At 68.2% G+C, this 22,666-nt stretch carries 22 protein-coding genes and 1 tRNA gene; 17 read left to right on the forward strand and 6 right to left on the reverse strand.

Annotated features, from left to right (window positions below; translation table 11 throughout):
* Positions 1-6: 6 nt before the first annotated feature.
* From NGK70_RS07765 to NGK70_RS07775, 3 genes are all read left to right on the forward strand, one after another.
* Positions 7-1,287, forward strand: a complete 1,281-nt coding sequence (locus NGK70_RS07765) for a nucleotide sugar dehydrogenase (protein ID WP_251972685.1) — start codon at positions 7-9, stop codon at positions 1,285-1,287.
* 13 nt (positions 1,288-1,300) lie between these two features.
* On the forward strand, positions 1,301-2,335 hold the full coding sequence (locus NGK70_RS07770) for an SDR family oxidoreductase (RefSeq protein WP_251972686.1): 1,035 nt from the start codon (positions 1,301-1,303) through the stop codon (positions 2,333-2,335).
* 278 nt (positions 2,336-2,613) lie between these two features.
* Positions 2,614-2,769 (forward strand): DUF3149 domain-containing protein, encoded by a 156-nt coding sequence (locus NGK70_RS07775; protein WP_251972687.1) that lies wholly within the window; start codon positions 2,614-2,616, stop codon positions 2,767-2,769.
* 77 nt (positions 2,770-2,846) lie between these two features.
* On the opposite strand, the gene NGK70_RS07780 is transcribed toward NGK70_RS07775, so the two are convergent.
* Positions 2,847-3,587 carry an RluA family pseudouridine synthase gene (locus tag NGK70_RS07780; protein ID WP_428985584.1) on the reverse strand — a complete coding sequence of 247 codons (741 nt, stop codon included), beginning with the start codon at positions 3,585-3,587 and terminating at the stop codon, positions 2,847-2,849.
* 101 nt (positions 3,588-3,688) lie between these two features.
* Here NGK70_RS07780 and NGK70_RS07785 point away from each other — a divergent pair, with 101 nt between their 5' ends.
* The gene (locus tag NGK70_RS07785) at positions 3,689-5,014 is read left to right on the forward strand and encodes a mechanosensitive ion channel family protein (protein WP_251972688.1); all 1,326 of its coding nucleotides are present in this window, start codon (positions 3,689-3,691) and stop codon (positions 5,012-5,014) included.
* 19 nt (positions 5,015-5,033) lie between these two features.
* Here the strand turns inward: NGK70_RS07785 and NGK70_RS07790 are convergent, their stop codons facing one another.
* From NGK70_RS07790 to NGK70_RS07800, 3 genes are all read right to left on the reverse strand, one after another.
* Complete coding sequence (locus tag NGK70_RS07790) at positions 5,034-5,276, reverse strand: cysteine-rich CWC family protein (protein WP_251972689.1); 243 nt, start codon at positions 5,274-5,276, stop codon at positions 5,034-5,036.
* A gap of 27 nt (positions 5,277-5,303) precedes the next feature.
* The gene (locus tag NGK70_RS07795; RefSeq protein WP_251972690.1) at positions 5,304-6,836 is read right to left on the reverse strand and encodes a fumarate hydratase; all 1,533 of its coding nucleotides are present in this window, start codon (positions 6,834-6,836) and stop codon (positions 5,304-5,306) included.
* A 173-nt stretch (positions 6,837-7,009) separates the two neighbouring features.
* The gene (locus tag NGK70_RS07800) at positions 7,010-7,615 is read right to left on the reverse strand and encodes a TIGR00645 family protein (RefSeq protein WP_251972691.1); all 606 of its coding nucleotides are present in this window, start codon (positions 7,613-7,615) and stop codon (positions 7,010-7,012) included.
* Between the two features lie 255 nt (positions 7,616-7,870).
* Here NGK70_RS07800 and acs point away from each other — a divergent pair, with 255 nt between their 5' ends.
* The gene (acs, locus tag NGK70_RS07805; RefSeq protein ID WP_251972692.1) at positions 7,871-9,853 is read left to right on the forward strand and encodes an acetate--CoA ligase; all 1,983 of its coding nucleotides are present in this window, start codon (positions 7,871-7,873) and stop codon (positions 9,851-9,853) included.
* A 92-nt stretch (positions 9,854-9,945) separates the two neighbouring features.
* On the opposite strand, the gene NGK70_RS07810 is transcribed toward acs, so the two are convergent.
* A complete protein-coding gene (locus tag NGK70_RS07810; RefSeq protein WP_251972693.1) occupies positions 9,946-11,199 on the reverse strand; it encodes a glycosyltransferase in 1,254 nt (417 codons plus the stop codon).
* A gap of 87 nt (positions 11,200-11,286) precedes the next feature.
* Positions 11,287-11,595 carry a c-type cytochrome gene (locus tag NGK70_RS07815; RefSeq protein ID WP_251972694.1) on the reverse strand — a complete coding sequence of 103 codons (309 nt, stop codon included), beginning with the start codon at positions 11,593-11,595 and terminating at the stop codon, positions 11,287-11,289.
* A gap of 154 nt (positions 11,596-11,749) precedes the next feature.
* Between NGK70_RS07815 and NGK70_RS07820 the strand changes: the two genes are divergently transcribed.
* The 12 genes from NGK70_RS07820 to NGK70_RS07875 all read left to right on the forward strand — a co-directional run bounded on the left by NGK70_RS07820 (position 11,750) and on the right by NGK70_RS07875 (position 22,636).
* Entirely contained in the window at positions 11,750-12,004 is a 255-nt protein-coding gene (locus tag NGK70_RS07820) for a TIGR04438 family Trp-rich protein (protein WP_251972695.1), read from the forward strand.
* A 61-nt stretch (positions 12,005-12,065) separates the two neighbouring features.
* Positions 12,066-12,896: a prolipoprotein diacylglyceryl transferase gene (gene lgt / locus NGK70_RS07825; RefSeq protein ID WP_251972696.1), complete on the forward strand. Its 831-nt coding sequence runs from the start codon at positions 12,066-12,068 to the stop codon at positions 12,894-12,896.
* Entirely contained in the window at positions 12,893-13,972 is a 1,080-nt protein-coding gene (tsaD, locus tag NGK70_RS07830; RefSeq protein WP_251972697.1) for a tRNA (adenosine(37)-N6)-threonylcarbamoyltransferase complex transferase subunit TsaD, read from the forward strand. The genes lgt and tsaD overlap by 4 nt, the downstream gene beginning before the upstream one ends.
* Positions 13,973-14,005: 33 nt before the next feature.
* Positions 14,006-15,283: a branched-chain amino acid ABC transporter substrate-binding protein gene (locus NGK70_RS07835; protein WP_251972698.1), complete on the forward strand. Its 1,278-nt coding sequence runs from the start codon at positions 14,006-14,008 to the stop codon at positions 15,281-15,283.
* Between the two features lie 47 nt (positions 15,284-15,330).
* Positions 15,331-16,482: a pyridoxal phosphate-dependent aminotransferase gene (locus tag NGK70_RS07840; protein ID WP_251973713.1), complete on the forward strand. Its 1,152-nt coding sequence runs from the start codon at positions 15,331-15,333 to the stop codon at positions 16,480-16,482.
* A 181-nt stretch (positions 16,483-16,663) separates the two neighbouring features.
* Positions 16,664-16,933: a 30S ribosomal protein S15 gene (gene rpsO / locus NGK70_RS07845; protein WP_251972699.1), complete on the forward strand. Its 270-nt coding sequence runs from the start codon at positions 16,664-16,666 to the stop codon at positions 16,931-16,933.
* A 260-nt stretch (positions 16,934-17,193) separates the two neighbouring features.
* Positions 17,194-19,533, forward strand: a complete 2,340-nt coding sequence (gene pnp / locus NGK70_RS07850; protein WP_251972700.1) for a polyribonucleotide nucleotidyltransferase — start codon at positions 17,194-17,196, stop codon at positions 19,531-19,533.
* Positions 19,534-19,614: 81 nt separating this feature from the next.
* The gene (locus NGK70_RS07855) at positions 19,615-20,601 is read left to right on the forward strand and encodes an NAD(P)H-quinone oxidoreductase (protein ID WP_251972701.1); all 987 of its coding nucleotides are present in this window, start codon (positions 19,615-19,617) and stop codon (positions 20,599-20,601) included.
* A 27-nt stretch (positions 20,602-20,628) separates the two neighbouring features.
* Positions 20,629-21,372 carry a triose-phosphate isomerase gene (gene tpiA / locus NGK70_RS07860; RefSeq protein ID WP_251972702.1) on the forward strand — a complete coding sequence of 248 codons (744 nt, stop codon included), beginning with the start codon at positions 20,629-20,631 and terminating at the stop codon, positions 21,370-21,372.
* Between the two features lie 38 nt (positions 21,373-21,410).
* A complete protein-coding gene (secG, locus tag NGK70_RS07865) occupies positions 21,411-21,794 on the forward strand; it encodes a preprotein translocase subunit SecG (RefSeq protein ID WP_251972703.1) in 384 nt (127 codons plus the stop codon).
* A gap of 203 nt (positions 21,795-21,997) precedes the next feature.
* Positions 21,998-22,082: transfer RNA gene (locus tag NGK70_RS07870), tRNA-Leu, on the forward strand.
* Positions 22,083-22,276: 194 nt separating this feature from the next.
* Positions 22,277-22,636, forward strand: coding sequence for an NADH-quinone oxidoreductase subunit A (locus NGK70_RS07875; protein ID WP_251972704.1), 360 nt, complete (start codon positions 22,277-22,279; stop codon positions 22,634-22,636).
* The last annotated feature ends 30 nt before the right edge of the window (positions 22,637-22,666 follow it).

Raw genomic sequence — 22,666 nt, forward strand, 5'->3', positions numbered from 1 at the left:
GTCAGCATGACGACCATTGCAGTCGTGGGTCTTGGCTATGTGGGCCTGCCCCTCGCCGTTGAATTCGGCAAGAAATACCGCACCATCGGCCTGGACCTGTCGCAGGAGAAGATCGAAGCCTACCGTCGCCACGTCGACCCCACCGGCGAGGTCAGCACCGAGGAGCTGAAGGCCGCAGTGCAACTGTATCCAACCACCGATGCCGCGGCGCTGAAGGAGGCGGACTTCGTCATCGTGGCCGTGCCCACGCCCGTGGACGAGGCGCACATCCCCGACTTCTCGCCGCTGGTGGGTGCCAGCACGGCGGTGGGCAAGAACCTCAAACCGGGTGCCATCGTCGTCTACGAAAGCACCGTCTACCCGGGGGCGACCGAGGAGGTCTGCATCCCGCTGCTGGAGAAACACTCCGGGCTCAAGTGGAAGAGCGACTTTTTCGTCGGCTACTCGCCCGAGCGCATCAACCCGGCTGACAAGGTGCACACCCTGACCACCATCGTCAAGGTGGTGTCCGGAGACACCCCGGCCACGCTGGACAAGGTGGCCGACGTCTACGGCAGTGTCATCACCGCCGGTGTGTACCGTGCCTCGTCGATCAAGGTGGCCGAGGCTGCCAAGGTGATCGAGAACACCCAGCGCGACCTGAACATCGCCCTGGTCAACGAGTTGTCGCTGATCTTCCACCGCATCGGCATCGACACGCTGGAGGTGCTGCAGGCTGCAGGCACCAAGTGGAACTTCCTGCCCTTCCGTCCGGGGCTGGTCGGCGGTCACTGCATCGGCGTGGACCCGTACTACCTCACCCACAAGGCTGAGACCCTGGGCTACCACCCGCAGGTCATCCTGGCGGGTCGGCGCATCAACGACGGCATGGGCGCCTACATCGCCCAGCAGACCGTCAAGCAGCTGATCAAGGCGGGCTCGCCGGTCAAGGGCGCGCACGTCATCGTGCTGGGCCTGACCTTCAAGGAAAACTGCCCGGACCTGCGCAACTCCAAGGTCATCGACGTGATCCGCGAGCTGGAGTCCTTTGGTGTGACCGTGCACGTGCATGACCCGGTGGCCGAGCCGGCCGAGGCCCGCCACGAGTACGGCGTGGACTTGGTGTCCTGGGAGCACCTGCCCAAGGCCAACGCCATCGTGGCTGCCGTGGCCCACCAGGAACTGGCCGAGAAGCCGCTGGACGTGCTGCTCTCCAAGCTGGCACCGGGCGGCGTCTACATGGACGTGAAGAGCCAGGCCGATCGCGCCGCGCTGGAAGCGCGTGGCGTGCATGTCTGGCGCCTGTGATCCGGTGACCCGCATGGCATACACCCTTCCCGCCGACCTCGTCCAGGCCGTCCAGGCCGAGCCGCGCCACTGGCTGGTGACCGGCAGCGCTGGCTTCATCGGTTCGCACCTGCTGGAGCACCTGCTGCGCCTCGGCCAGCGCGTGACCAGCCTGGACAATTTCGCCACGGGCCACCGCCACAACCTGGATCGTGTCCAGGTTGCCGTGGGCGACGAGGCCTGGGCCCGCCACCGCTTCATCGAGGGCGATATCGCCGATCCCGCCACCTGCGCGACGGCCTGCGAGGGCGTGAACATCGTGCTGCACCAGGCGGCGCTGGGCTCGGTGCCGCGATCGCTGCAGGATCCGCAGACCACCCACCGTGCCAACGCCACTGGCTTCCTGAACATGCTGGTGGCGGCGCGCGATGCGGGGGCCGGGCGCTTTGTCTACGCCGCGTCCAGCTCCACCTACGGCGATTCGCCGACCCTGCCCAAGGTCGAGGATGTGATCGGCAAGCCGCTGTCGCCCTATGCGGTCACGAAGTACCTGAACGAGCTGTACGCCGACGTGTTCGGCCGCTGCTACGGACTGCAGACCGTCGGCCTGCGCTACTTCAACGTCTTCGGTCCCCGTCAGGACCCCAATGGAGCCTATGCAGCGGTGATTCCGCGCTGGATCGCCTCGATGCTGCGTGGCGAACGTTGCCGCATCAACGGCGACGGTGAGACCTCGCGTGACTTCTGCTACATCGCCAACGTCGTGCAGGCCAACCTGCGCGCCGGGCTGGCGACATCCGCCGAGGCGGTCAACCAGGTCTACAACGTGGCCGTGGGCGATCGCACCACGCTGAACCAGTTGCATGCCGCGCTGGTCGAGAACCTGCAGCGCGAGCGGACCAACCTGGCCATCGAGCCGCCGGAGTACGCCGATTTCCGTGCCGGTGACGTGCGCCACTCGCTGGCTGACGTCAGCAAGGCGGCACGTCTGCTGGGCTATGCACCGACCTACCGGGTGCACGAGGGCCTGGCGGAAGCGATCGGCTGGTACGTTGCCAACGTCGGCTGAAGGGATCCGCCGCGTCTGAAGTGTGTGGGAATGCCAGAACCCGGGGGACAGAAAAAGTTCCTCAATGCATTCCCTAGTGCGCGCGGCCGCAGATCGGACTAGTCTCAACCCCGTCGATCAACGGGCAGCGGCCCATTCGGCGCATCAGAGCATTCGCCCTCCGGCTCACCCCGGAGGGCGTCTTTTTTTGGGCACAGCGCGCAAGGCGGTTGACGCACGACAAGCCCCAAGGCCTCGTGACACGTTCTGATACGCAGGTCTGCAATGAGGAGCTGGTCATGCATGCCTTGAAGGATTTCTTTTCGACCGACTACGGCCTGATGAGCGCCGTGGTGATTGCGATCACCCTGGGAATGGGCGTCTTCTACGCCCGGTTCATCACGAAGCACATGCGCGAGGATGCAGAAGCAGCCGCTCGCGCAGGCAAGTCCTGAGCACCTGCTGACTTCCACTCGGTGCCCCGGAGCCCGGCCGATGCCGGGCTTCGTCATATCTGGGCGCTTGAACGGTGTCAGAACGGCGCGGGATCCTCGAAGGCCATCCAGGCGCCGCTGACCGGGTGTGGCAGGCCGATCTGGCAGGCGTGCAGCAGCAGCCGTGGGGAGCGGGCGAAGGCCTCGGGGCTGGCATACAACTCGTCGCCCAGGATGGGGTGGCCGATCGACTGAAGGTGCACGCGCAACTGGTGGGAGCGCCCGGTGACGGGCTGCAGTTCGACCCGGCTGCAGTTCTGCGCGACGTCGCGTTCGAGCACCCGCCAGTGGGTCAGTGCTGGCTTGCCGCGCAGTTCGTCGACCCTCTGGCGAGGCCGGTTCGGCCAGTCGCAGATCAATGGGCTTGTGACGCTGCCCTCATCCTGAAGAACCAGTTTGTCGACGACGGCGAGATAGCGCTTGCTCACTTCACGTCGTTCGAAGGATCGACTCAGCGTGCGCTGCGCGGCCAGGCCGAGGCCGAACAGCATCAGGCCCGAGGTGGCCATGTCGAGCCGGTGCACCACGAGGGCGTCGGGGTACCGCGCCTGCACCCGGGTGGCCACGCAGTCCGCCCGCTCCTCGCCGCGGCCGGGCACCGACAGCATCCCTGCCGGTTTGAGTACGACCAGCAAGGCCGCGTCGGCGTGGAGGATGCCGATGTCTTCCTGCGCGGTGCGCGCAGGCGGTGGCAGGCGGGACGGTGCTGGTGGGGCGGGGAACGCGGGGATGGGCACGGGCTGGGCGACGGGGGTGAGCAGGCGGGTGAAGCGCTGCAAGCAACGCAAGCGATTGTCGCTGGCGCCGTCGCTGTCACCGTTGGCCGGCTGGCGCGGGCGACAATGACCTGTCCCCCGGCTCCCTCTGCCCGCCCGTGTCGATGTCCCCGTCCTTTGTCCTGCCTACCGATCTCCTGGCCGCCGTGCTGCGTCCCGGCGCCTTGACCGAGTGGGGCCTGCTGGCCGCACTGCTCGGGCTGAGCGCCCTGCTGGTGCGCTTGCTGCGCGGCCCAGCGGGTTCCTCGGGTGCTTCGGGCACCGCGGTTCCAGCGGTTCCAGCGGCGCAGCGCGAGCCGTCGATCTGGTTCGGTGAGCACCTGGTGGACGGCGTGTTGTTCCCCTTGCTGGCGTTGGCGCTGGCCTACCTGTGCAAACGCCTGCTCGGCTTGGCTGGGCAGCCGGTGGCGGTGTTCGCGGTGGCGGTACCGGTGCTGCTGTCGCTGGCGATCATCCGCCTGAGCGTGCGGGTGCTGTCGGCGGCGTTTCCCGGGTCACAGATGATGCGCTTCGTCGAGCGCAGCATCTCCTGGCTGGCCTGGGCGGCGACGGTGCTGTGGCTCACAGGCCTGCTGCCGGTGCTGCTGGAGTGGCTGGAAGAGGTGCAGTGGAAGATCGGCTCGCACCCGCTGAGCCTGCGTACGCTGCTCGAGGGCACGCTGCTGGCGGGCTTCGTGCTGGTGCTGGCGCTGTGGGTGTCCGCGGCGCTTGAGGCCCGCCTGCTGCGCGGCGCGACCGGGGAGCAGCTCTCGCTGCGCAAGGCGGCGGCCAACGTGCTGCGCGCAGGCCTGCTCTTCGTCGGCCTGCTGGTGGCCCTGTCGGCGGTGGGCATCGACCTGACCGCGCTGTCGGTGCTCGGCGGCGCGCTGGGCGTGGGCATTGGCTTCGGCCTGCAGAAGCTGGCGGCCAACTACATCAGCGGCTTCGTGATCCTGGCCGAGCGCTCGGTGCGCATCGGCGACATCGTCAAGGTGGGCGAGCATGAGGGCCGCATCACCGACATCACGACGCGCTACACCGTGATCCGCGCTGCCACCGGCCGCGAGGCGATCATCCCCAACGAGGCGCTCATCACCGGCGTGGTGGAGAACCTGACGCTGGCCGACCGGCAGCTGCTGGTGCAGTCGCTGGTCAGCGTGGGTTACGACACCGATGTCGACGGGCTGCGCGAGCGCATCAATGCGGTGGTGCGCGGCGTGGACCGGGTTCTGCCCGAGCCCGCACCGGCCACGCACCTGCTGGCCTTTGGCGCCAACGGGCTGGACCTGGGGATCTTCTTCTGGATCGCCGACCCGGAGAACGGCCAGGCCAACGTCCGCTCAGCCGTCAACCTGGCGGTGCTGGACCTGCTGCGCCGCGAAGGGGTGGAGATTCCCTTCCCGCAGCAGGTGGTGCACCAGGCGCCGGAGCCGCAGCCGCCCCGGGCGTAGTCGGCGCAGCCGGGTGCAATCAGCCCTTGGGCTGGGCACCGGCCGCCACGGCGCAGGCGCGGCAGATGCAGGCCGTGCCGCGCGCCTCGGCGGGTAGGCGGGCGAACAGCTCGGCCGGCAGCGTCAGCTCGGTGCACCAGCAGGCTGAGCCGAAGCGGCCCGAGGCGACCGGCGCGCAGGCGTTGGACTGCCCGCACAGGGGACAGAGCGGCGCGTCCAGCGGAGCGGCGGGGCGTTCAGGCCACGGGGTGGGGGTCGTCATGGCCCGCTGTCCCGTCGTCGCGCCGCCTCAGGCCACCGCGACCGGGATTTTGCCGATCTTGGCCTGCCACGTCTTCGGTCCCTCGATGTGGGCGCTGGTGCCGCCGGCGTCCACCGCCACCGTCACCGGCATGTCGACCACGTCGAACTCGTAGATGGCTTCCATGCCCAGGTCGGCGAAGCCCACCACCTTGGCGGTCTTGATCGCCTTGGACACCAGGTAGGCTGCGCCGCCCACGGCCATCAGGTAAGCACTGCGGTTGTCCTTGATCGCCTGGATGGCGACCGGGCCGCGCTCGGCCTTGCCGACCATCGAGATCAGGCCGGTCTTCTCCAGCATCATGCGCGTGAAGCCGTCCATGCGGGTGGCGGTGGTGGGGCCGGCCGGGCCGACCGCCTCGTCGCGCACCGGGTCCACCGGGCCGACGTAGTAGATGACGCGGTTGGTGAAGTCCACCGGCAGCGGTTCGCCCTTGGCCAGCATGTCGGAGATGCGCTTGTGCGCAGCGTCGCGGCCGGTGAGCATCTTGCCGTTGAGCAGCAGCACCTGGCCGGGCTTCCAGGAAGCGACTTCGTCCTTGGTCAGCGTGTTCAGGTCGACGCGGGTGGCGACGTTGGTGTCGGCCTTCCAGGTCACGTCCGGCCAGTCTTCCAGCTTCGGCGGCTCCAGCTTGGCGGGGCCCGAGCCGTCGAGGTGGAAGTGCACGTGGCGGGTGGCCGCGCAGTTCGGGATCATGGCCACCGGCAGCGAGGCGGCGTGGGTGGGGTAGTCCAGGATCTTGACGTCCAGCACCGTGGTCAGGCCACCCAGGCCCTGGGCACCGATGCCCAGGGCGTTGACCTTCTCCATCAGCTCCAGACGCAGCGACTCGACACGGGTCAGCGCCGCGCCGCTGGCGGCCTTGGCCTTGAGCTCGTGGATGTCCACCGGCGCCATCAGCGACTCCTTGGCCAGCAGCATCGCCTTTTCCGGCGTGCCGCCGATGCCGATGCCCAGGATGCCCGGCGGGCACCAGCCCGCGCCCATCGTCGGCACGGTCTTGAGCACCCAGTCGACGATCGAGTCCGACGGGTTCAGCGCGTAGAACTTCGACTTGTTCTCCGAGCCGCCGCCCTTGGCCGCGCAAATCACTTCGAGGTGGTCGCCCGGGACGATCTCGTAGTGGATCACCGCCGGGGTGTTGTCCTTGGAGTTCCGGCGGGCACCGGCCGGGTCGAGCAGCACGGAAGCGCGCAGCTTGTTGTCCGGGTGGTTGTAGGCGCGGCGCACGCCCTCGTTGACCATGTCCTCGACGGACATCGTGGCGTCCCAGCGCAGGTTCTGGCCCACCTTCAGGAAGACCACGGCGATGCCGGTGTCCTGGCAGATCGGGCGGCGGCCCTCGGCGCACATGCGCGAATTGGTCAGGATCTGGGCGATGGCGTCCTTGGCGGCCGGGGATTCCTCGCGCTCATACGCTTCGCCCAGGGCCTTGATGTAGTCCAGCGGGTGGTAGCAGCTGATGTACTGGAAGGCGTCGGCGATGCTCTGGATGAAATCGTCCTGGCGGATGGCGGTCATGGCGGATCTCGTGGGCGGGTGAGGGGGAGAGCGGGGATGGCTGCGGCGCGGGCTGGATCGGGCGATCGTGCCTGCGCCGACTTGCTGCAATCTGGCGCGCGATGCGCCGTGCCGCTGCGCCAGTGTTCGGGAAAACGATCAGTGTAGCCAGCCGGCGCGGGGTGTGCGTGCGGTCAGTGGGGCGCGCCGGGCTTGTGGTGACCACCCAGGATGCGGTCCGAGGCGGCGATGGCCATCGCCGAGGCGAGGAAGGCGACGTGGATCACCGTCTGCCACAGCAGCGTCTTCTCGTCGTAGTTGGCCGCGTTGATGAAGGTCTTGAGCAGGTGGATCGACGAGATGCCGATGATCGCGGTGCCCAGCTTGACCTTCAGGACCGAGGCGTTGACGTGGTCCAGCCACTCGGGCTGGTCCGGGTGGCCTTCCAGGTTCAGGCGCGAGACGAAGGTCTCGTAGCCGCCCACGATGACCATGATCAGCAGGTTGCTGATCATCACCACGTCGATCAGCCCCAGCACCACCAGCATGATCACCGTCTCGTTGAGCTTGGTGACCGCTTCCCCCGCCTCGGGCTTGTAGCCGATGCTCTTGACCAGGATGTCCAGCGCATGCTGGTTGCCGAAGGCCGCTTCGATCAGGTGCACCAGCTCCACCCAGAAGTGGAACACGTACACCGCCTGGGCCAGGATCAGCCCGAGGTACAGCGGCAGCTGCAGCCAGCGGCTGGCGAAGATGAGCTTGGGCAGCGGGGCGAGCTTGGCCTGGGTGGGATCGTGCATGGTTCGGGAAAGGGCGGCGAGGGGCGGCGTGGGGCTGCGGACAGGGACATACCCTGGCGCGTGCGCGTCTCAGGGGAAAACCGCTCGATTCTAGGAGCCCGCGCGTGACACCATCGCGCCGGCCCTGGCCGCTGCGCGAAGCCGGTACAGATGCAGTGCCGCTGCGGTACAGGTACGACTTTTGCACAGTCAGGGGCTCGTAAGAGCCTGTCCCTAACGTGCAGGCCATCCACCGTGACCCTTGAGGAGACACTCATGAGCCAAGCAGAAGGCGTCCAGGACGCCAAGGTCTACCTGCCTTCCGAAGCCACCGTTGCCGCCGCTGCCGTATCCGGCATGGCCGCCTACGAGAAGCTGTGCGCACAGGCCGAGGCCGACTACGAAGGCTTCTGGGCCGGTCATGCGCGCGAGCTGCTGACCTGGAAGACCCCGTTCACCAAGGTGCTGAACGAGGAGAACGCGCCCTTCTTCAAGTGGTTCGAGGACGGCACCCTCAACGCCTCCTACAACTGCCTGGACCGCAACGTCGAGCGCGGGCTGGGCGACAAGACCGCCATCATCTTCGAGGCCGATGGCGGCGAGGTCACCAAGGTCACCTACAGCGAGCTGCTGGCCAAGACCTGCCAGATCGCCAACGGCCTGAGGAGCCTGGGGGTCGGCAAGGGTGACCGCGTCATCATCTACATCGCCATGTCGGTCGACGGCGTGGCGGCCATGCAGGCCTGCGCCCGCATCGGCGCGACCCACTCGGTGGTGTTCGGCGGTTTCTCCGCCCAGTCGCTGCGTGACCGCATCGAGGACACCGGCGCCAAGGCGGTCATCACCGCCGACTGCCAGGTGCGCGGCGGCAAGAAGCTGCCCCTGAAGGCCATCGTCGACGAAGCCCTGACCCTGGGTGGCTGCGACAGCGTGCAGAAGGTGCTGGTCGTCAACCGTGCCGACGCCGCCGTGACCATGGCGGAAGGCCGTGACGTCTGGATGGCCGACGTCGTCGCCAGCCAGCCCACCACCTGCGAGCCGGAGTGGGTCGATGCCGAGCACCCGCTGTTCCTGCTCTACACCTCCGGCTCCACCGGCAAGCCCAAGGGCGTGCAGCACAGCACCGGCGGCTACCTGCTGCATGCGGCGCTGACCTGCAAGTGGACCTTCGACCTGAAGGCCGATGACGTGTTCTGGTGCACGGCCGACATCGGCTGGGTCACGGGCCACACCTACATCACCTACGGCCCGCTCGCGCTGGGCGGCACCGAGATCGTCTTCGAAGGCGTGCCGACCTACCCGGATGCCGGCCGCTTCTGGAAGATGATCCAGGACCACAAGGTCAGCGTCTTCTACACCGCGCCGACGGCGATCCGCTCGCTGATCAAGGCCGCCGAGGCCAACGACGCCGTGCACCCGAAGAGCTACGACCTGTCGTCGCTGCGCATCCTGGGTTCGGTCGGCGAGCCGATCAACCCCGCCGCCTGGGAGTGGTACCACCTGCACGTGGGCGGCGGCCGCTGCCCGATCGTCGACACGTTCTGGCAGACCGAGACCGGCGGTCACATGATCACGCCGCTGCCGGGCGCGACGCCGCTGGTGCCGGGTTCGTGCACGCTGCCCTTCCCGGGCATCCAGTTCGCCGTGGTCGACGAGACCGGTACCGAGCTGCCCTGGGGCAAGGGCGGCATCCTGGTCTGCAAGAAGCCCTGGCCGTCGATGATCCGCACCATCTGGGGTGACCCGGAGCGCTTCAAGAAGTCCTACTACCCGGAAGACTTCAAGGGCCAGCTCTACTTGGCGGGTGACGGCGCGATCCGTGACGCCAAGACCGGCTACTTCACCATCACCGGCCGCATCGACGACGTGCTGAACGTCTCCGGCCACCGCATGGGCACGATGGAAATCGAGTCCGCGCTGGTGAGCTGCACCGAGCTGGTGGCCGAAGCCGCCGTCGTGGGCCGTCCTGACGAAACGACCGGTGAAGCCGTCTGCGCCTTCGTCGTGCTCAAGCGCCCGGCGCCGACCGGCGAAGAGGCCAAGGCCATCGCCAAGATCCTGCGCGACCACGTCGGCAAGGAAATCGGCCCGATCGCCAAGCCCAAGGACATCCGCTTCGGCGACAACCTGCCCAAGACCCGCTCGGGCAAGATCATGCGTCGCCTGCTGCGCTCGCTGGCCAAGGGCGAGTCGATCACCCAGGACACCAGCACGCTGGAGAACCCGGCGATCCTGGGCCAGCTCGGCCAGACCTACTGATCGTTCCCCCGGATCGGTCAAGGAGAGGCGCCCCGCGGGGCGCCTTTTTTCTGGCCCTCTCTTGCGTGGTGCGTGGTGCGTGGATGGGCCGATCAGCCGGCGGCCATGCCCTCGGCCAGCGCCACCTGCTGGGGCAGGCAGACCCTGGCCAGGTCGTAGCGAGCCAGCACGAGCTCCCGCGCCCGGCGGCCCAGCGCTGCCGTGCCGCGCGGCTGCGCCAGGGTGTCGCAGGCGGCATCGACCAGTGCGGCCGTGTCGAAGAAGTCGACCAGGACGCCGGTGTCGCCCGTCGTGATCACCTCGCGCACGGGGGCGGTGTCCGAGCCGACGATGGGCGCCTCGCAGGCCATCGCTTCCAGTAGCGACCAGCTCAGCACGAAGGGGTAGCTCAGGTAGACATGCGCGCGCGTGACCTGGAACAGCGCCATCAGCGAGGCATGGGGAATGCGGCCGACGAAATGCACCCGGGCGAGGTTGGCCTCGCCGATGGCCTCGCGCACCTCGTCCAGGTAGATCTGCTGGTAAGTTCCGTGGGCCGGGCGGGCGCCGTAGCTCACGTCGCTGCCGCCGACGATCACGACCTGGGCCTGCGGGCGCCGCTGCAGGATTCCGGGCAGCGCGCGCATGAAGCGGTGGTAACCGCGGCTGGGCTCCAGGTTGCGGTTGATGAAGCTCAGCACCTCGTCGGCCACCGTCAGGTCGAGCGTCAGGCCGGCCTGCGTGGTGGCCTGCGTAGTGGCTTGGAAACGCGCCTGGGGATTCGGGCTGGCGCGACGGGTGTCGATGCCGTCATGCAGCACGGTCAGCTTGGGCTGGAACAGCGCCGGCACGGTGCCGGCCTGCCAGTGCGTCGGGCTGATGCCGGCGTCCATCGTCACCAGGCCCTGCAGGAGGGCGCTGTTCTTCATCACCAGCCGGCAGCGCGCGGCCAGGTCCACGCCAGGGAACTCGGGGTCGAAGCCGACGTCCTGCCCCTCGGCCCCGTAGTACATCTCCACGAAGTGCAGTTGCCTTGCCTTCGGCCAGACCTCGCGCAGGAACAGTGCCTCGCCCCAGCCGGGGTGCACGCAGATCAGGTCGGGCGCGTAGCCGCGCTGCGCCAGTTGCGCGGCGGCGTGGGCGCAGGCCTCGCCACGCAGCACCTTGGTTTCCACGTCCACCACCCAGGGGTGGATGCCCGCGGTGTTGCCGCGCTTCACGCCATAGCGCCACACCTGGACACCGGGCAGGGCCTGGCGCTGCTCGGAGATGGCCAGCGCCCGGACCTCGTGGCCGCGCGCAGCCAGCGCCGGAGCGAGATGCACGTACTGAGCAGGGAAATTCTGGTGGACGAACAGGATCCTCATGGCGCGCTGGCAGCAGGGGGGCTCAAGTGAAAACGCCCCGCGAGGCGGGGCGTTGTGGGAGGGCGGCGGGCGGTTGGCCCGCGGCCATCACTTCTGGCTCAGCACCCAGGCGACCAGCTGCTTGGCTTCGGCTTCGGTCACATTGTTGGCGGGCATCGGCACATTGCCCCAGGCACCCACGCCACCCTTGACCACCTTGGCGGCCAGCGCGGCGGGAGCGGCCTTGTCGGCCTTGTACTTGGCGGCCACATCCTTGTAGGCCGGGCCGACCAGCTTCTTGTCAATGGCGTGGCAGGCCATGCAGTTCTTCTTCTGCGCCAGTTCCAGGCCGGCATCGGCAGCGAGGGCGGGGCCGGCGACGAAGGCGGCAGCGATCAGGGCGAACACGGACTTCATGGTTTCCTTTCAGGGTGTCGGCAAGGCCGTAGGGGGACGAAGCGAACGGATTGTAATGAGCCCTCCCGGTCGTCACTTGACACCAGTCTGACTCACGAGACTCAACGCGGCAGTATGCTCAACGGTTGTCATCCAAACCCGAACTGGAGGGGCCATGTACTTCGTGATGCTGGGATTGGCCCTGCTGCTGCTGCGCTGGCTGGGGATGGAGCCGATGGCCCAGTGGTCTGCCTGGTCGATGTTCCTGCCCTTCATCGCCGCTCTGGTGTGGTGGGCCTGGTCAGATGCAAGCGGGCGCACGCGCCGGCTACAGGAGGAGCGCTTCGAGCAGCGCAGGCGGGCCCGCCGCCAGCGTGCGGTGGCGGCGATGGGTGGGTTGCCCAAGGCGTCGGCGCGCAAGGGGCGCTGAGCGTCGCGCCGGGCTGGTCGGTCGCAGAGTGGGGGCAGGCGGGTCGATATGATCCCGCCCCATGCTCGTCCATCCGCAATTCGATCCCGTCGCGATCAACCTGGGGTTTTTCCAGATCCACTGGTACGGCCTGACCTACCTGGCCGCTTTCGGCCTGTTCTACCTGCTGGCGACGCGCCGCATCCGCCATGCGCCCTACGCGGCCGGTGGCTGGACCGCCCGCGAGGTGGAGGACCTGCTCTTCTTCGGTGTGCTGGGCGTGATCCTGGGGGGGCGCATCGGCTACGTGCTGTTCTACAAACCTGGCTACTACCTGGCCAACCCGCTGGAGATCTTCGCGGTGTGGAAGGGGGGCATGGCCTTCCACGGCGGCCTGCTGGGCGTGCTGGTGGCGATGGTGGTGTTTGCGCGGCTGCGCGGTCGGCGCTTCTTCGAGGTGACCGATCTGGTGGCTCCCTGCGTGCCCACCGGGCTGGCCTGCGGCCGGCTGGGCAATTTCATCAATGGCGAGCTCTGGGGGCGGGCGGCTGATGCGTCGCTGCCCTGGGCGATGGTGTTCCCGCAGTCCGGCAGCGAGCTGCCGCGGCACCCGTCGCAGCTCTACCAGTTCGCGCTGGAGGGGCTGGCGCTGTTTGTGCTGCTCTGGTTCTATGGGCGCAGCCGCGGCGCGCACACGTCGGCCGCGGGTGGCGTCGTCTGGGGGCGGGTGTCTGGCGCCTTCCTGGTCGGTTACGGCAGCTTCCGCTTCATCGCCGAGTACTTCCGCGAGCCGGACAGTTTCCTGGGCCTGCTGGCCCTGAACCTCAGCATGGGCCAGTGGCTGTGCGTGCCGATGATCGTCGCCGGGGCGCTGATCTGGTGGTGGGCCGGCCGCAGCGCGGTGGCGCGATGAGCGGTGTCGTGTCTGGCCCGGCGCCGCTGCGCGTGCTGGGCATCGAATCCTCCTGCGACGAAACCGGCGTGGCGTTGGTGGAACTGCCCGAGGGCAGTGCGGGCGTGGCGCCGCCGCGCCTGCTCGCCCATGCGCTGCACAGCCAGATCGACATGCACCAGGCCTATGGCGGCGTGGTGCCGGAACTGGCGTCGCGTGACCACATCCGCCGCGTGGTGCCGCTGGCGCGCGAGGTGCTGAGCCAGTCGGGCCTTGGGCTCGATGCCATCGATGTGGTGGCCTACACCCGCGGCCCTGGCTTGGCGGGGGCGCTGCTGGTCGGCACGGGCGTGGCCTGCGCGCTCGGGCTGGCGCTGCAGCGCCCGGTGCTGGGCGTGCATCACCTGGAGGGGCACCTGCTGTCGCCCTTTCTGTCGGCCGATCCGCCGGAGTTCCCCTTCATTGCGTTGCTGGTCTCGGGTGGGCACACGCAGCTGATGCGCGTCGAAGGAGTGGGGCGCTACGAGCAGCTGGGCGAGACCATCGACGACGCGGCGGGCGAGGCCTTCGACAAGACCGCCAAGATGCTCGGCCTGGGCTACCCGGGTGGGCCGGCGCTGGCGCGGCTGGCCGAGCAGGGGCGGGCGGATGCCTTTGCGCTGCCGCGCCCGCTGCTGCGCGCCGGCAACCTGGACTTCTCCTTTGCCGGGCTGAAGACGGCGGTGCGCACCCAGCTGCTCAAGCTGGAGGCGGCGCAGGCGCTGACCGAAGCCGCCCGGGCCGATCTGGCTGCGTCCACGCAGGCCGCCATCGTTGAGGTGCTGGTGGCCAAGTCGCTTGCCGCGCTGAAGGGCAGCGGTCTGCGGCGCCTCGTGGTGGCCGGCGGCGTGGGGGCCAACCGGTCGCTGCGTCAGCAACTCGATGCCGCCTGCCAGCGGCGTGGTGTGCGCGTGCACTACCCGGAGCTGCACCTGTGCACCGACAATGGCGCCATGATCGCGTTGGCCGCGGCCATGCGCCTGCAGGCGGGGCTGGCGCAGCCCAGCGAGGCCTACGCGTTCGACGTGCAGCCGCGCTGGGAGCTGACGCAGCGGTGACGTCGGCATCTTGATCTCATCCTCTTTCTCGACATGAAGCCATCTTTTCTCGGCTGCTGTGTGGCGGCTGCTGTGCTGTCTTCGCTGACCTTCTCGGCGGGGGCCGCGACGTTGGTGCCAATCCGCCTCGGCCTGATCGAGGGCCTGTCCGGCCCCTTCGGCAACGCTGGCGAGGCGGTGGCGCGCAACCTGCAATGGGCAGTCGAGCGCGTCAACGCCCGCGGCGGCGTGAAGCTGCCCGACGGCGCGCATCCGCTGGAGTTGGTCCGGCTGGACAGCAAGGGCAACGCCGAAGAGGCGCTGTCGGTGCTGAAGTCGGCGCTGGACCAGGACGTGGCCTTCGTCGCCCAGGGCAACAGCTCGGCGGTCGCCGCCGCGCTGATCGACGCGCTCAACAAGCACAACCAGCGCGAGCCGGCCCGGCAGGCACTCTTCCTGAACTACTCGGCGGTCGAGCCCTCGCTGACCAACGAGAAGTGCAGCCCCTGGCATTTCCGCTTCGACGCGCATGCCGACATGCGCCTGGGCGCGCTGATGGACGTGATGGCGCAGGACAGTGCGCTCAAGCGCGTCTACCTGATCGGCCAGGACTACAGCTTCGGCCAGTACGTGGTGCGCCGCGCCCAGGAGCTGATCGGCCAGCGCCGCCCCGATGTCAGCGTGGTCGGCCAGGAAATGCACCCGATCGGCCGGGTCAAGGACTTCCTGCCCTACGCCACCAAGATCAAGGCCAGCGGCGCCCAGGCGGTGGTCACCGGCAACTGGGGCAACGACCTGACGCTGCTGGTCAAGGCGGCGCGCGAGGTGGGCTTCGAGGGCAAGTTCTACACCTTCTACGGCAATGCGCTGGGCGTGCCGGGCACGCTGGGCGAGGCGGGCGTCGACCGCGTGGTGGCGCTGGCCGAGTGGCATCCGAACGTGGGTGGCAAGGCCTCCGATGAGCTGGTGCAGCGCTTCCGCCAGCGCTTCCCCAAGCCCGAGGACGACTACCTCCACGTGCGCATGCAGGTGATGGTCGAGATGCTGGCGCAGGCCATCGAACGGGCGAAGAGTGCCGAGGCCGGCGCGGTGGCCCGGGCCCTGTCGGGCGCGCGCTACGACGGCCGGACACTCGGCGGCCTGGGCCAGGGCGTGATGCGCGCGGGCGACCACCAGTTCATCCAGCCGCTGTACGTCAGTGTGATGCGCAAGGCCGGCAGCGAGGGCGTGCGCTTCGACGTCGAGGGCAGCGGCTACGGTTTCCGCACCCTGCGCTACCTGAGTGCGGCGCAGACCGAGCTGCCGCACAGCTGCAAGATGCCGGCATACTGACCGGCTGACCAACCACCGACGGGGTGCGTGCTGTGCGGGATGCGGATGTGCGCCATGTGATTGCCGACCTGGATGCCTCGCGCATCCGCGAAGTGGCCAACGCCGGCCTGGGGCGCAGCGACGTGCTGGCCTTCTGGTTCGGCGAGAGCGACGAGCCGACGCCGGCGCCGGTCTGCCAGGCGGCGATCCGCTCGATCGAGGCGGGCGAGGTCTTCTACGCCCACAACCTTGGCCTGCCCGAGTTGCGCGAGGCGCAGGCGGCCTACATTTCGAGCCTGCACCCGGCGGTGAGTGCCGAGCGGGTGGCGATCACGTCCTCGGGCGTCAGCGCGTTGATGCTGGCGCAGCAACTGCTGGTGGACGCAGGCGACGAGGTGGTTGCGGTGGTGCCGGTCTGGCCCAACCTGACCGCCCAGCCGGCCATCCTGGGTGCGCGGGTGAAGCGCGTCAGTCTGCATCCCCACGAAGGGGCCTGGCAGCTCGACCTGGACGAGCTGCTGGCGGCCATCACGCCCGCCACGCGGGTGCTGATTGTCAACTCGCCGAACAACCCGACCGGCTGGACGCTCACGCACGCCGAGATCGGCCAGATCCTGGCGCACTGCCGGCGCACCGGCACCTGGATCGTCTCCGACGAGGTCTACGAGCGGCTGTACTTTGCGGACGCCGCCGCTGCGGCGCCGAGCTTTCTCGACCTGGCCGAGCCCGACGACCGCCTGCTGGTGGTGCACAGCTTCTCTAAGAGCTTCCTGATGACCGGCTGGCGCCTGGGCAGCCTGGTCGTGCCGCCGCGGCTGATGGAGCACCTGGGCAAGCTGATCGAGTTCAACACCTCCTGTGCGCCGGTGTTCGTGCAGCGTGCGGGTCTGGCGGCGCTGGCAGCGGCGCCCGACGCCGTTCCGGCGCTACGGGCCCGGCTGCGCCACTGCCGCGACACGCTGGTAGGCGCGCTGCGCGAACTGCCACGCGTCGAGCTGGCCATGCCGCCGGGCGCGATGTACGCCTTCCTGCGCGTGGACGGCGAGGCCGACTCGCTCGCGCTGGCCAAACGGCTGGTGCACGAGCACGGCCTGGGGCTGGCGCCGGGCGTGGCCTTTGGTGCCGAGGGGGAGGGCTGGCTGCGCTGGTGCTTCGCGTCGAAGCAGCCCGAGCGCCTGCTGCAGGGGGTGGATCGGCTGGCCGCGGCGCTGCGGCTATAATCACGGGCTTCGCGGCTGGGGCTTTCCCCCGGCAGCGAGCCTCGCACGGCACGGGTCGGTTTCACCCGTGTCCGCAAGTGAACCTCGAAACCGTGGCTCAGGCGCATCGGCCGGGCAGGGTGAATGCCCTGTTTGGCTGGCAGCGCGGCGGTGCGGTTTCGTCCAACCAGGAACTCAGACCATGTCCGTCGCCGATATCAACAAGGCCGAGATCATCGCCTCCAATGCCCGGGGCACCGCCGACACCGGCTCCCCCGAGGTGCAGGTCGCGCTGCTGACCGCGCGCATCAACCACCTGACCCCGCACTTCAAGGCCAACATGAAGGACCACCACGGTCGTCGTGGCCTGCTGCGCATGGTGAGCCGCCGCCGCAAGCTGCTGGACTACCTGAAGTCGCGTGACGCCGACCGCTACGTCGCGCTGATCCAGAAGCTGGGCCTGCGCAAGTAATTGCCGCGATGAGGTCGAGGAGCCTGTCCAGGATTGCCGGGGCAGGCTCTTTGCACTTTCACGCATCGGTTCCGGCTGTCGGGTGGCCGGGGTTCTGATTCCTTCACTCCCGTCTTTTGCATGCAGGCCGGTGTCGAGGGCGCTGCTGTGTCATTCCAACGGATCCGCCGGGCGGGGTCGCTGGAATGGCATTGCGCCACACTGAGCTGTCTGCGGGTGCCGCGTCCCACCCTCCGGGCGCATCCAACCAGGAGAACCGCATGAGTCTCTTCAACAAAGTCACCAAGACCTTCCAATGGGGTCAGCACACCGTCACCCTCGAGACCGGCGAGATCTCGCGCCAGGCCAGCGGTGCGGTCATCGTCAACATCGATGACACCGTCGTGCTGTGCACGGTGGTCGGCGCCAAGAACGCCAAGCCCGGCCAGGACTTCTTTCCCCTGACGGTCGACTACATCGAGAAGGCCTACGCTGCCGGCCGCATCCCGGGCAGCTTCTTCAAGCGCGAAGCCAAGCCGTCCGAATTGGAAGTGCTGACCAGCCGCCTGATCGACCGCCCGCTGCGTCCGCTCTTCCCCGAGGGCTTCTACAACGAAGTGCATGTGGTCATCCACACGCTGTCGCTGAACCCGGAAGCCTCGGCCGACATCGCCGCGCTGATCGGCTCGTCCGCTGCGCTGGCCATTTCGGGCATCCCGTTCAACGGCCCGGTGGGTGCGGCCCGCGTGGGCTATGTCAACGGCGAGTACGTGCTCAATCCGGGCCCGACCGCGCTGAAGAGCTCGCAGCTGGATCTGGTGGTGGCCGGCACCGAAGCGGCCGTGCTGATGGTCGAATCGGAAGCGCAGCAGCTGACCGAAGAGGTGATGCTGGGCGCCGTGGTCTACGGCCACGAGCAGGCCAAGGTGGCAATCGCCGCGATCAACGACCTGGTGCGTGATGCCGGCAAGCCGGCCTGGGACTGGACGGCACCGGCCCGCAACGAGCCGCTGATCGCCAAGGTCGCGGAGTTCGGCCAGGCCAAGATCGAGGCCGCTTACCAGATCCGCAACAAGCAGGCGCGCACGCATGCCTGCCGTGCGGCCTATGCTGAAGTGAAGATCTCGCTGGCCGAAGCCGGCGTGGCCTTCGACGGCGTCGAAGTCGACAACCTGCTGTTCGAACTGGAAGCCAAGACCGTGCGTGGCCAGATCCTGGCCGGTGAGCCCCGCATCGACGGCCGCGACACCCGCACCGTGCGCCCGATCGAGATCCGCACCGGCGTGCTGCCGCGCACCCACGGCTCGGCGCTGTTCACCCGCGGTGAAACGCAGGCGCTGGTCGTGGCCACGCTCGGCACCGACCAGGACTCGCAGCGCATCGACGCGCTGGCCGGCGACTTCCGCGACACCTTCCTGTTCCACTACAACATGCCCCCGTTCGCCACCGGCGAAGTGGGTCGCATGGGCACCACCAAGCGCCGCGAGACCGGCCATGGCCGCCTGGCCAAGCGCGCCCTGGTGCCGCTGCTGCCCAACCGGGAAGACTTCGCCCACACCATCCGCGTGGTGTCCGAGATCACCGAGTCCAATGGCTCCTCGTCGATGGCTTCGGTCTGCGGCGGCTGCCTGGCGATGATGGACGCCGGCGTGCCGATGAAGGCCCACGTGGCCGGCATCGCGATGGGCCTGATCAAGGAAGGCAACCGCTTCGCGGTGCTGACCGACATCCTGGGCGATGAAGATCACCTCGGCGACATGGACTTCAAGGTGGCCGGCACGACCGCCGGCGTGACCGCCCTGCAGATGGACATCAAGATCCAGGGCATCACCAAGGAGATCATGCAGGTCGCGCTGGCGCAGGCCAAGGAAGCGCGTCTGCACATCCTGGGCAAGATGGTCGAGGTGGTGGCTGGTGCCAACACCGAGGTGTCGGAGTTCGCGCCGCGCCTGTACACCATGAAGATCAATCCGGAGAAGATCCGTGACGTGATCGGCAAGGGTGGCTCGGTGATCCGTGCGCTGACCGAAGAGACCGGCTGCCAGATCAACATCGACGAAGACGGCACGATCACGATCGCCTCCACCGACGCCGAGAAGGCCGAGGTGGCGAAGAAGCGCATCGCCGACATCACGGCCGAGGCCGAGATCGGCAAGGTCTACGAAGGCCCGGTCACCAAGATCCTGGACTTCGGCGCGCTGATCAACATCCTGCCGGGCAAGGACGGCCTGCTGCACATCAGCCAGATCGCCCACCAGCGCGTCGAGAAGGTCACTGACTTCCTGACCGAAGGCCAGATCGTCAAGGTCAAGGTGCTGGAGACCGACGAGAAGGGCCGCATCAAGCTGTCCATGAAGGCGCTGCTGGAGCGTCCGGAAGGCATGGAAGAAGAGCCGCGCTTCGAGCGCCCGCGCCGTGAGTATGGCGATCGGAATGACCGGGGGGATCGTGGCGACCGGGGGCCGCGCCGTGAGCGTGGTGATCGCCCGGATCGCGGCGAGCGTGGTGACCGTGCCGAGCGTCCGCCGCGTGGCGAGCAGGCGCCCGCGCCTGCCGGTGATGCCGTGTCGGCCGCTCCGGCTGATTCCGGCGACCAGCAGCAACAGCAGCAGCAACAGTGAAGTGAGGTGCGCCTGAGTGGTGATGCCGGCGACCCGAAAGGGCGGCGCCGCGGACGCTCAGGTGGCCGGAGGGCCGCGACGATGAAGGCGATCGAGATCTCCCGTCCGGGCACGCCCGACGTGCTCTGTCTGGCCGAGCGTGCCGACCCCGTGCCGGGGCCGGGTGACGTGCTGATCCGCGTGATGGCCAGCGGCGTGAACCGTCCAGACGTGCTGCAGCGCAAGGGTGCCTACCCGCCACCGCCGGGGGCTTCCGATCTGCCGGGGCTGGAGGTCGCTGGGGTCGTGCTCGGCGGCGATGCGCAGGCCATGGCCGATGCAGGCGTCGCGGTCGGTGACCGGGTCTGCGCGCTGGTGTCCGGCGGGGGCTATGCCGACCTCTGCGTCGCGCCCGCGGGCCAGTGCCTGCCCGTGCCGGCCGGGTTCAGCGACGTCGAGGCAGCCAGTCTGCCCGAGACCTTCTTCACCGTCTGGTCCAACGTCTTCGACCGTGCGCGCTTGCAGCCGGGCGAGACCCTGCTGATCCAGGGCGGCACGAGTGGCATCGGTGTGACGGCGATCCAGCTGGCCAAGGCGCGCGGTGCCACCGTGATCGCGACCGCTGGCAGCGACGAGAAGTGCGCGGCCTGCCTGTCGCTGGGGGCTGATCACGCGGTCAACTACCGCAGCCAGGACTTTGCGGCCGAGGCGTTGCGCCTGACGGGTGGGCGCGGCGTGGACGTGATTCTCGACATGGTTGCGGGCGACTACGTGGCGCGCGAGGTCGGTTGCCTGGCCGAGGATGGCCGGCTGGTGATCATCGCGGTGCAGGGGGGCGTCAAGGCTGCCTTCGATGCGGGCCTGGTGCTGCGGCGTCGCCTGGTCGTCACGGGCTCGACGCTGCGTCCGCGCCCGGTGGCCTTCAAGGCCGCCATTGCGGCATCGCTGCGCCGTGAGGTCTGGCCGTTGCTGGAGGTGGGCCGGGTGAAACCGGTCATCCACACGGTCCTGCCGGCGGCCGAGGCGGCAAGCGCCCATGCCTTGATGGAATCGAACCAGCACATCGGCAAGATCGTGCTGCAGTGGTGACCCCTGGATCAATCTGTTGGAGGAATCATGAGTACTCGTCGCAAGCTGGTGGTTGGGAACTGGAAGATGCACGGCAGCCACGCTGCCAACGCCGAACTGCTGCAGGGCATCCTGGCGGGTGGTCCGGTGAATGCCGACCTGGCCGTGTGCGTTCCCTTCCCCTACCTCTCCGAGGTCGCAGTGACCCTGGCCAACAGCAATGTGGCCTGGGGCGCGCAGGATGTTTCTGCGCACGAGCAGGGGGCGTACACCGGCGAGGTGTCGGCTGGCATGCTGCGTGAGTTCGGCTGCCGTTATGCCATCGTCGGCCACTCGGAGCGCCGCGCCTATCACGGCGAGACCGACCAGGTGGTGGCCGACAAGGCCAAGGCGGCATTGTCCAAGGGCATCACGCCGATCGTCTGTGTCGGCGAGACGTTGGCGCAGCGCGAGGCGGGTGAAACCGAGGCGGTCGTCAAGCGCCAACTCTCTGCGGTGATCCACGCCCTGGGTCACTGCGTCGGCGAGATGGTGGTGGCCTATGAGCCGGTGTGGGCCATCGGCACCGGCAAAGTGGCCACGCCTGAGCAGGCGCAGGCGGTGCATGCACTTCTGCGTGCGCAACTGCGCGCAGCGGCGCCGCAGGCCGACAACATGAAGATCCTCTACGGCGGCAGCATGAAGCCGGACAACGCGCCCACGCTGCTGGCCCAGCCCGACATCGACGGCGGGCTGATTGGTGGTGCCGCGCTCAAGGCGGCTGATTTTCTTGCCATCGCGCGGGCGGCCTGAGTGGCCTGGCCCGAGTTTTCCCCCGAAGTGAGTTCCCCATGCAAGTGATGATGAATCTGGTGCTGCTGGTGCAGCTGGTGTCGGCCATGGCGATGATCGGCCTGGTCCTGGTGCAGCACGGCAAGGGTGCCGACATGGGGGCATCGTTCGGGGGAGGGGCCTCGGGCAGCCTGTTCGGCGCCACGGGCAGCGCGAACTTCCTGTCGCGTTCTACGGCGGTCGCCGCGTCGGTCTTCTTCGTCTGCACGCTGGCGTTGGCGTATTTCGGCAACATCCGGGCGTCCAGCCACAACGAGGGCAGTGTCCTGGAGCGTGCCGCGGCTGCGGCCAGCGCGCCTGCGGCCTCCGCCCCGGCGGCAGCGCAGATTCCCACGGCGGCGCCCGCTGTGCCGGCCGCAGCCAGTGCGCCGGCATCGAAGTGACCATCGAAAATGATGCCTGCAAGCCTCAATCCTGGCGGGCGGGCCAGGCGGGATCTTGAGGCAAACCCTGATTGGGGCTAGAATTCAAGGCTGCACCGGTGAGCAACACCTCACGCAAGCCGGGACGACAGGCTCTTGAGCTGAGGGCGAGACTGAAGAAGTCAAGTCCCCTGTCAAAGAGGGTTTGTCAGCAAACTGCACGTGCCGACGTGGTGAAATTGGTAGACACGCTATCTTGAGGGGGTAGTGGCGAAAGCTGTGCGAGTTCGAGTCTCGCCGTCGGCACCACAAACATCCCAGGGTCGGATCCTTATCCGGTGTCCGGCCCGGCGTCCTGGCGAGAGTGGGCGTGAAGCGCATGTGCGCGGCGCGTTGGCTCGACAAGGAGCGGTGGGCGCGCTGATCATGTGGCGGCAATCCATTTGCTGGCCAGGGCGGCGCGCTTTTCTTTTGCCGGAAGTTGTTTCGACACACTTGCTGACATGAGCCTGGAACAATACCTCCCTGTCATCCTGTTCATCCTGGTCGGTGTCGGTGTTGGCGTCGTGCCCCAGGTGCTGGGTTTCCTGCTGGGGCCGCGTCGCCCGGATGCGGCGAAGAATTCGCCCTACGAGTGCGGCTTCGAGGCCTTCGAGGATGCGCGCATGAAGTTCGATGTGCGCTACTACCTCGTTGCCATCCTCTTCATCCTGTTCGACCTCGAGATCGCCTTCCTCTTCCCGTGGGCGGTGTCGCTGCGCGAGATCGGCGCAACTGGCTTCTGGGCGATGATGATCTTCCTGGGCATCCTGGTGGTCGGCTTCGTCTACGAGTGGAAGAAGGGTGCCCTGGACTGGGAATGAGTGGCTGCATGCCTGATGTTGCAAGCAAGA

Source organism: Sphaerotilus microaerophilus, from assembly GCF_023734135.1.
In the GTDB taxonomy this organism is placed as follows: domain Bacteria; phylum Pseudomonadota; class Gammaproteobacteria; order Burkholderiales; family Burkholderiaceae_C; genus Sphaerotilus; species Sphaerotilus microaerophilus.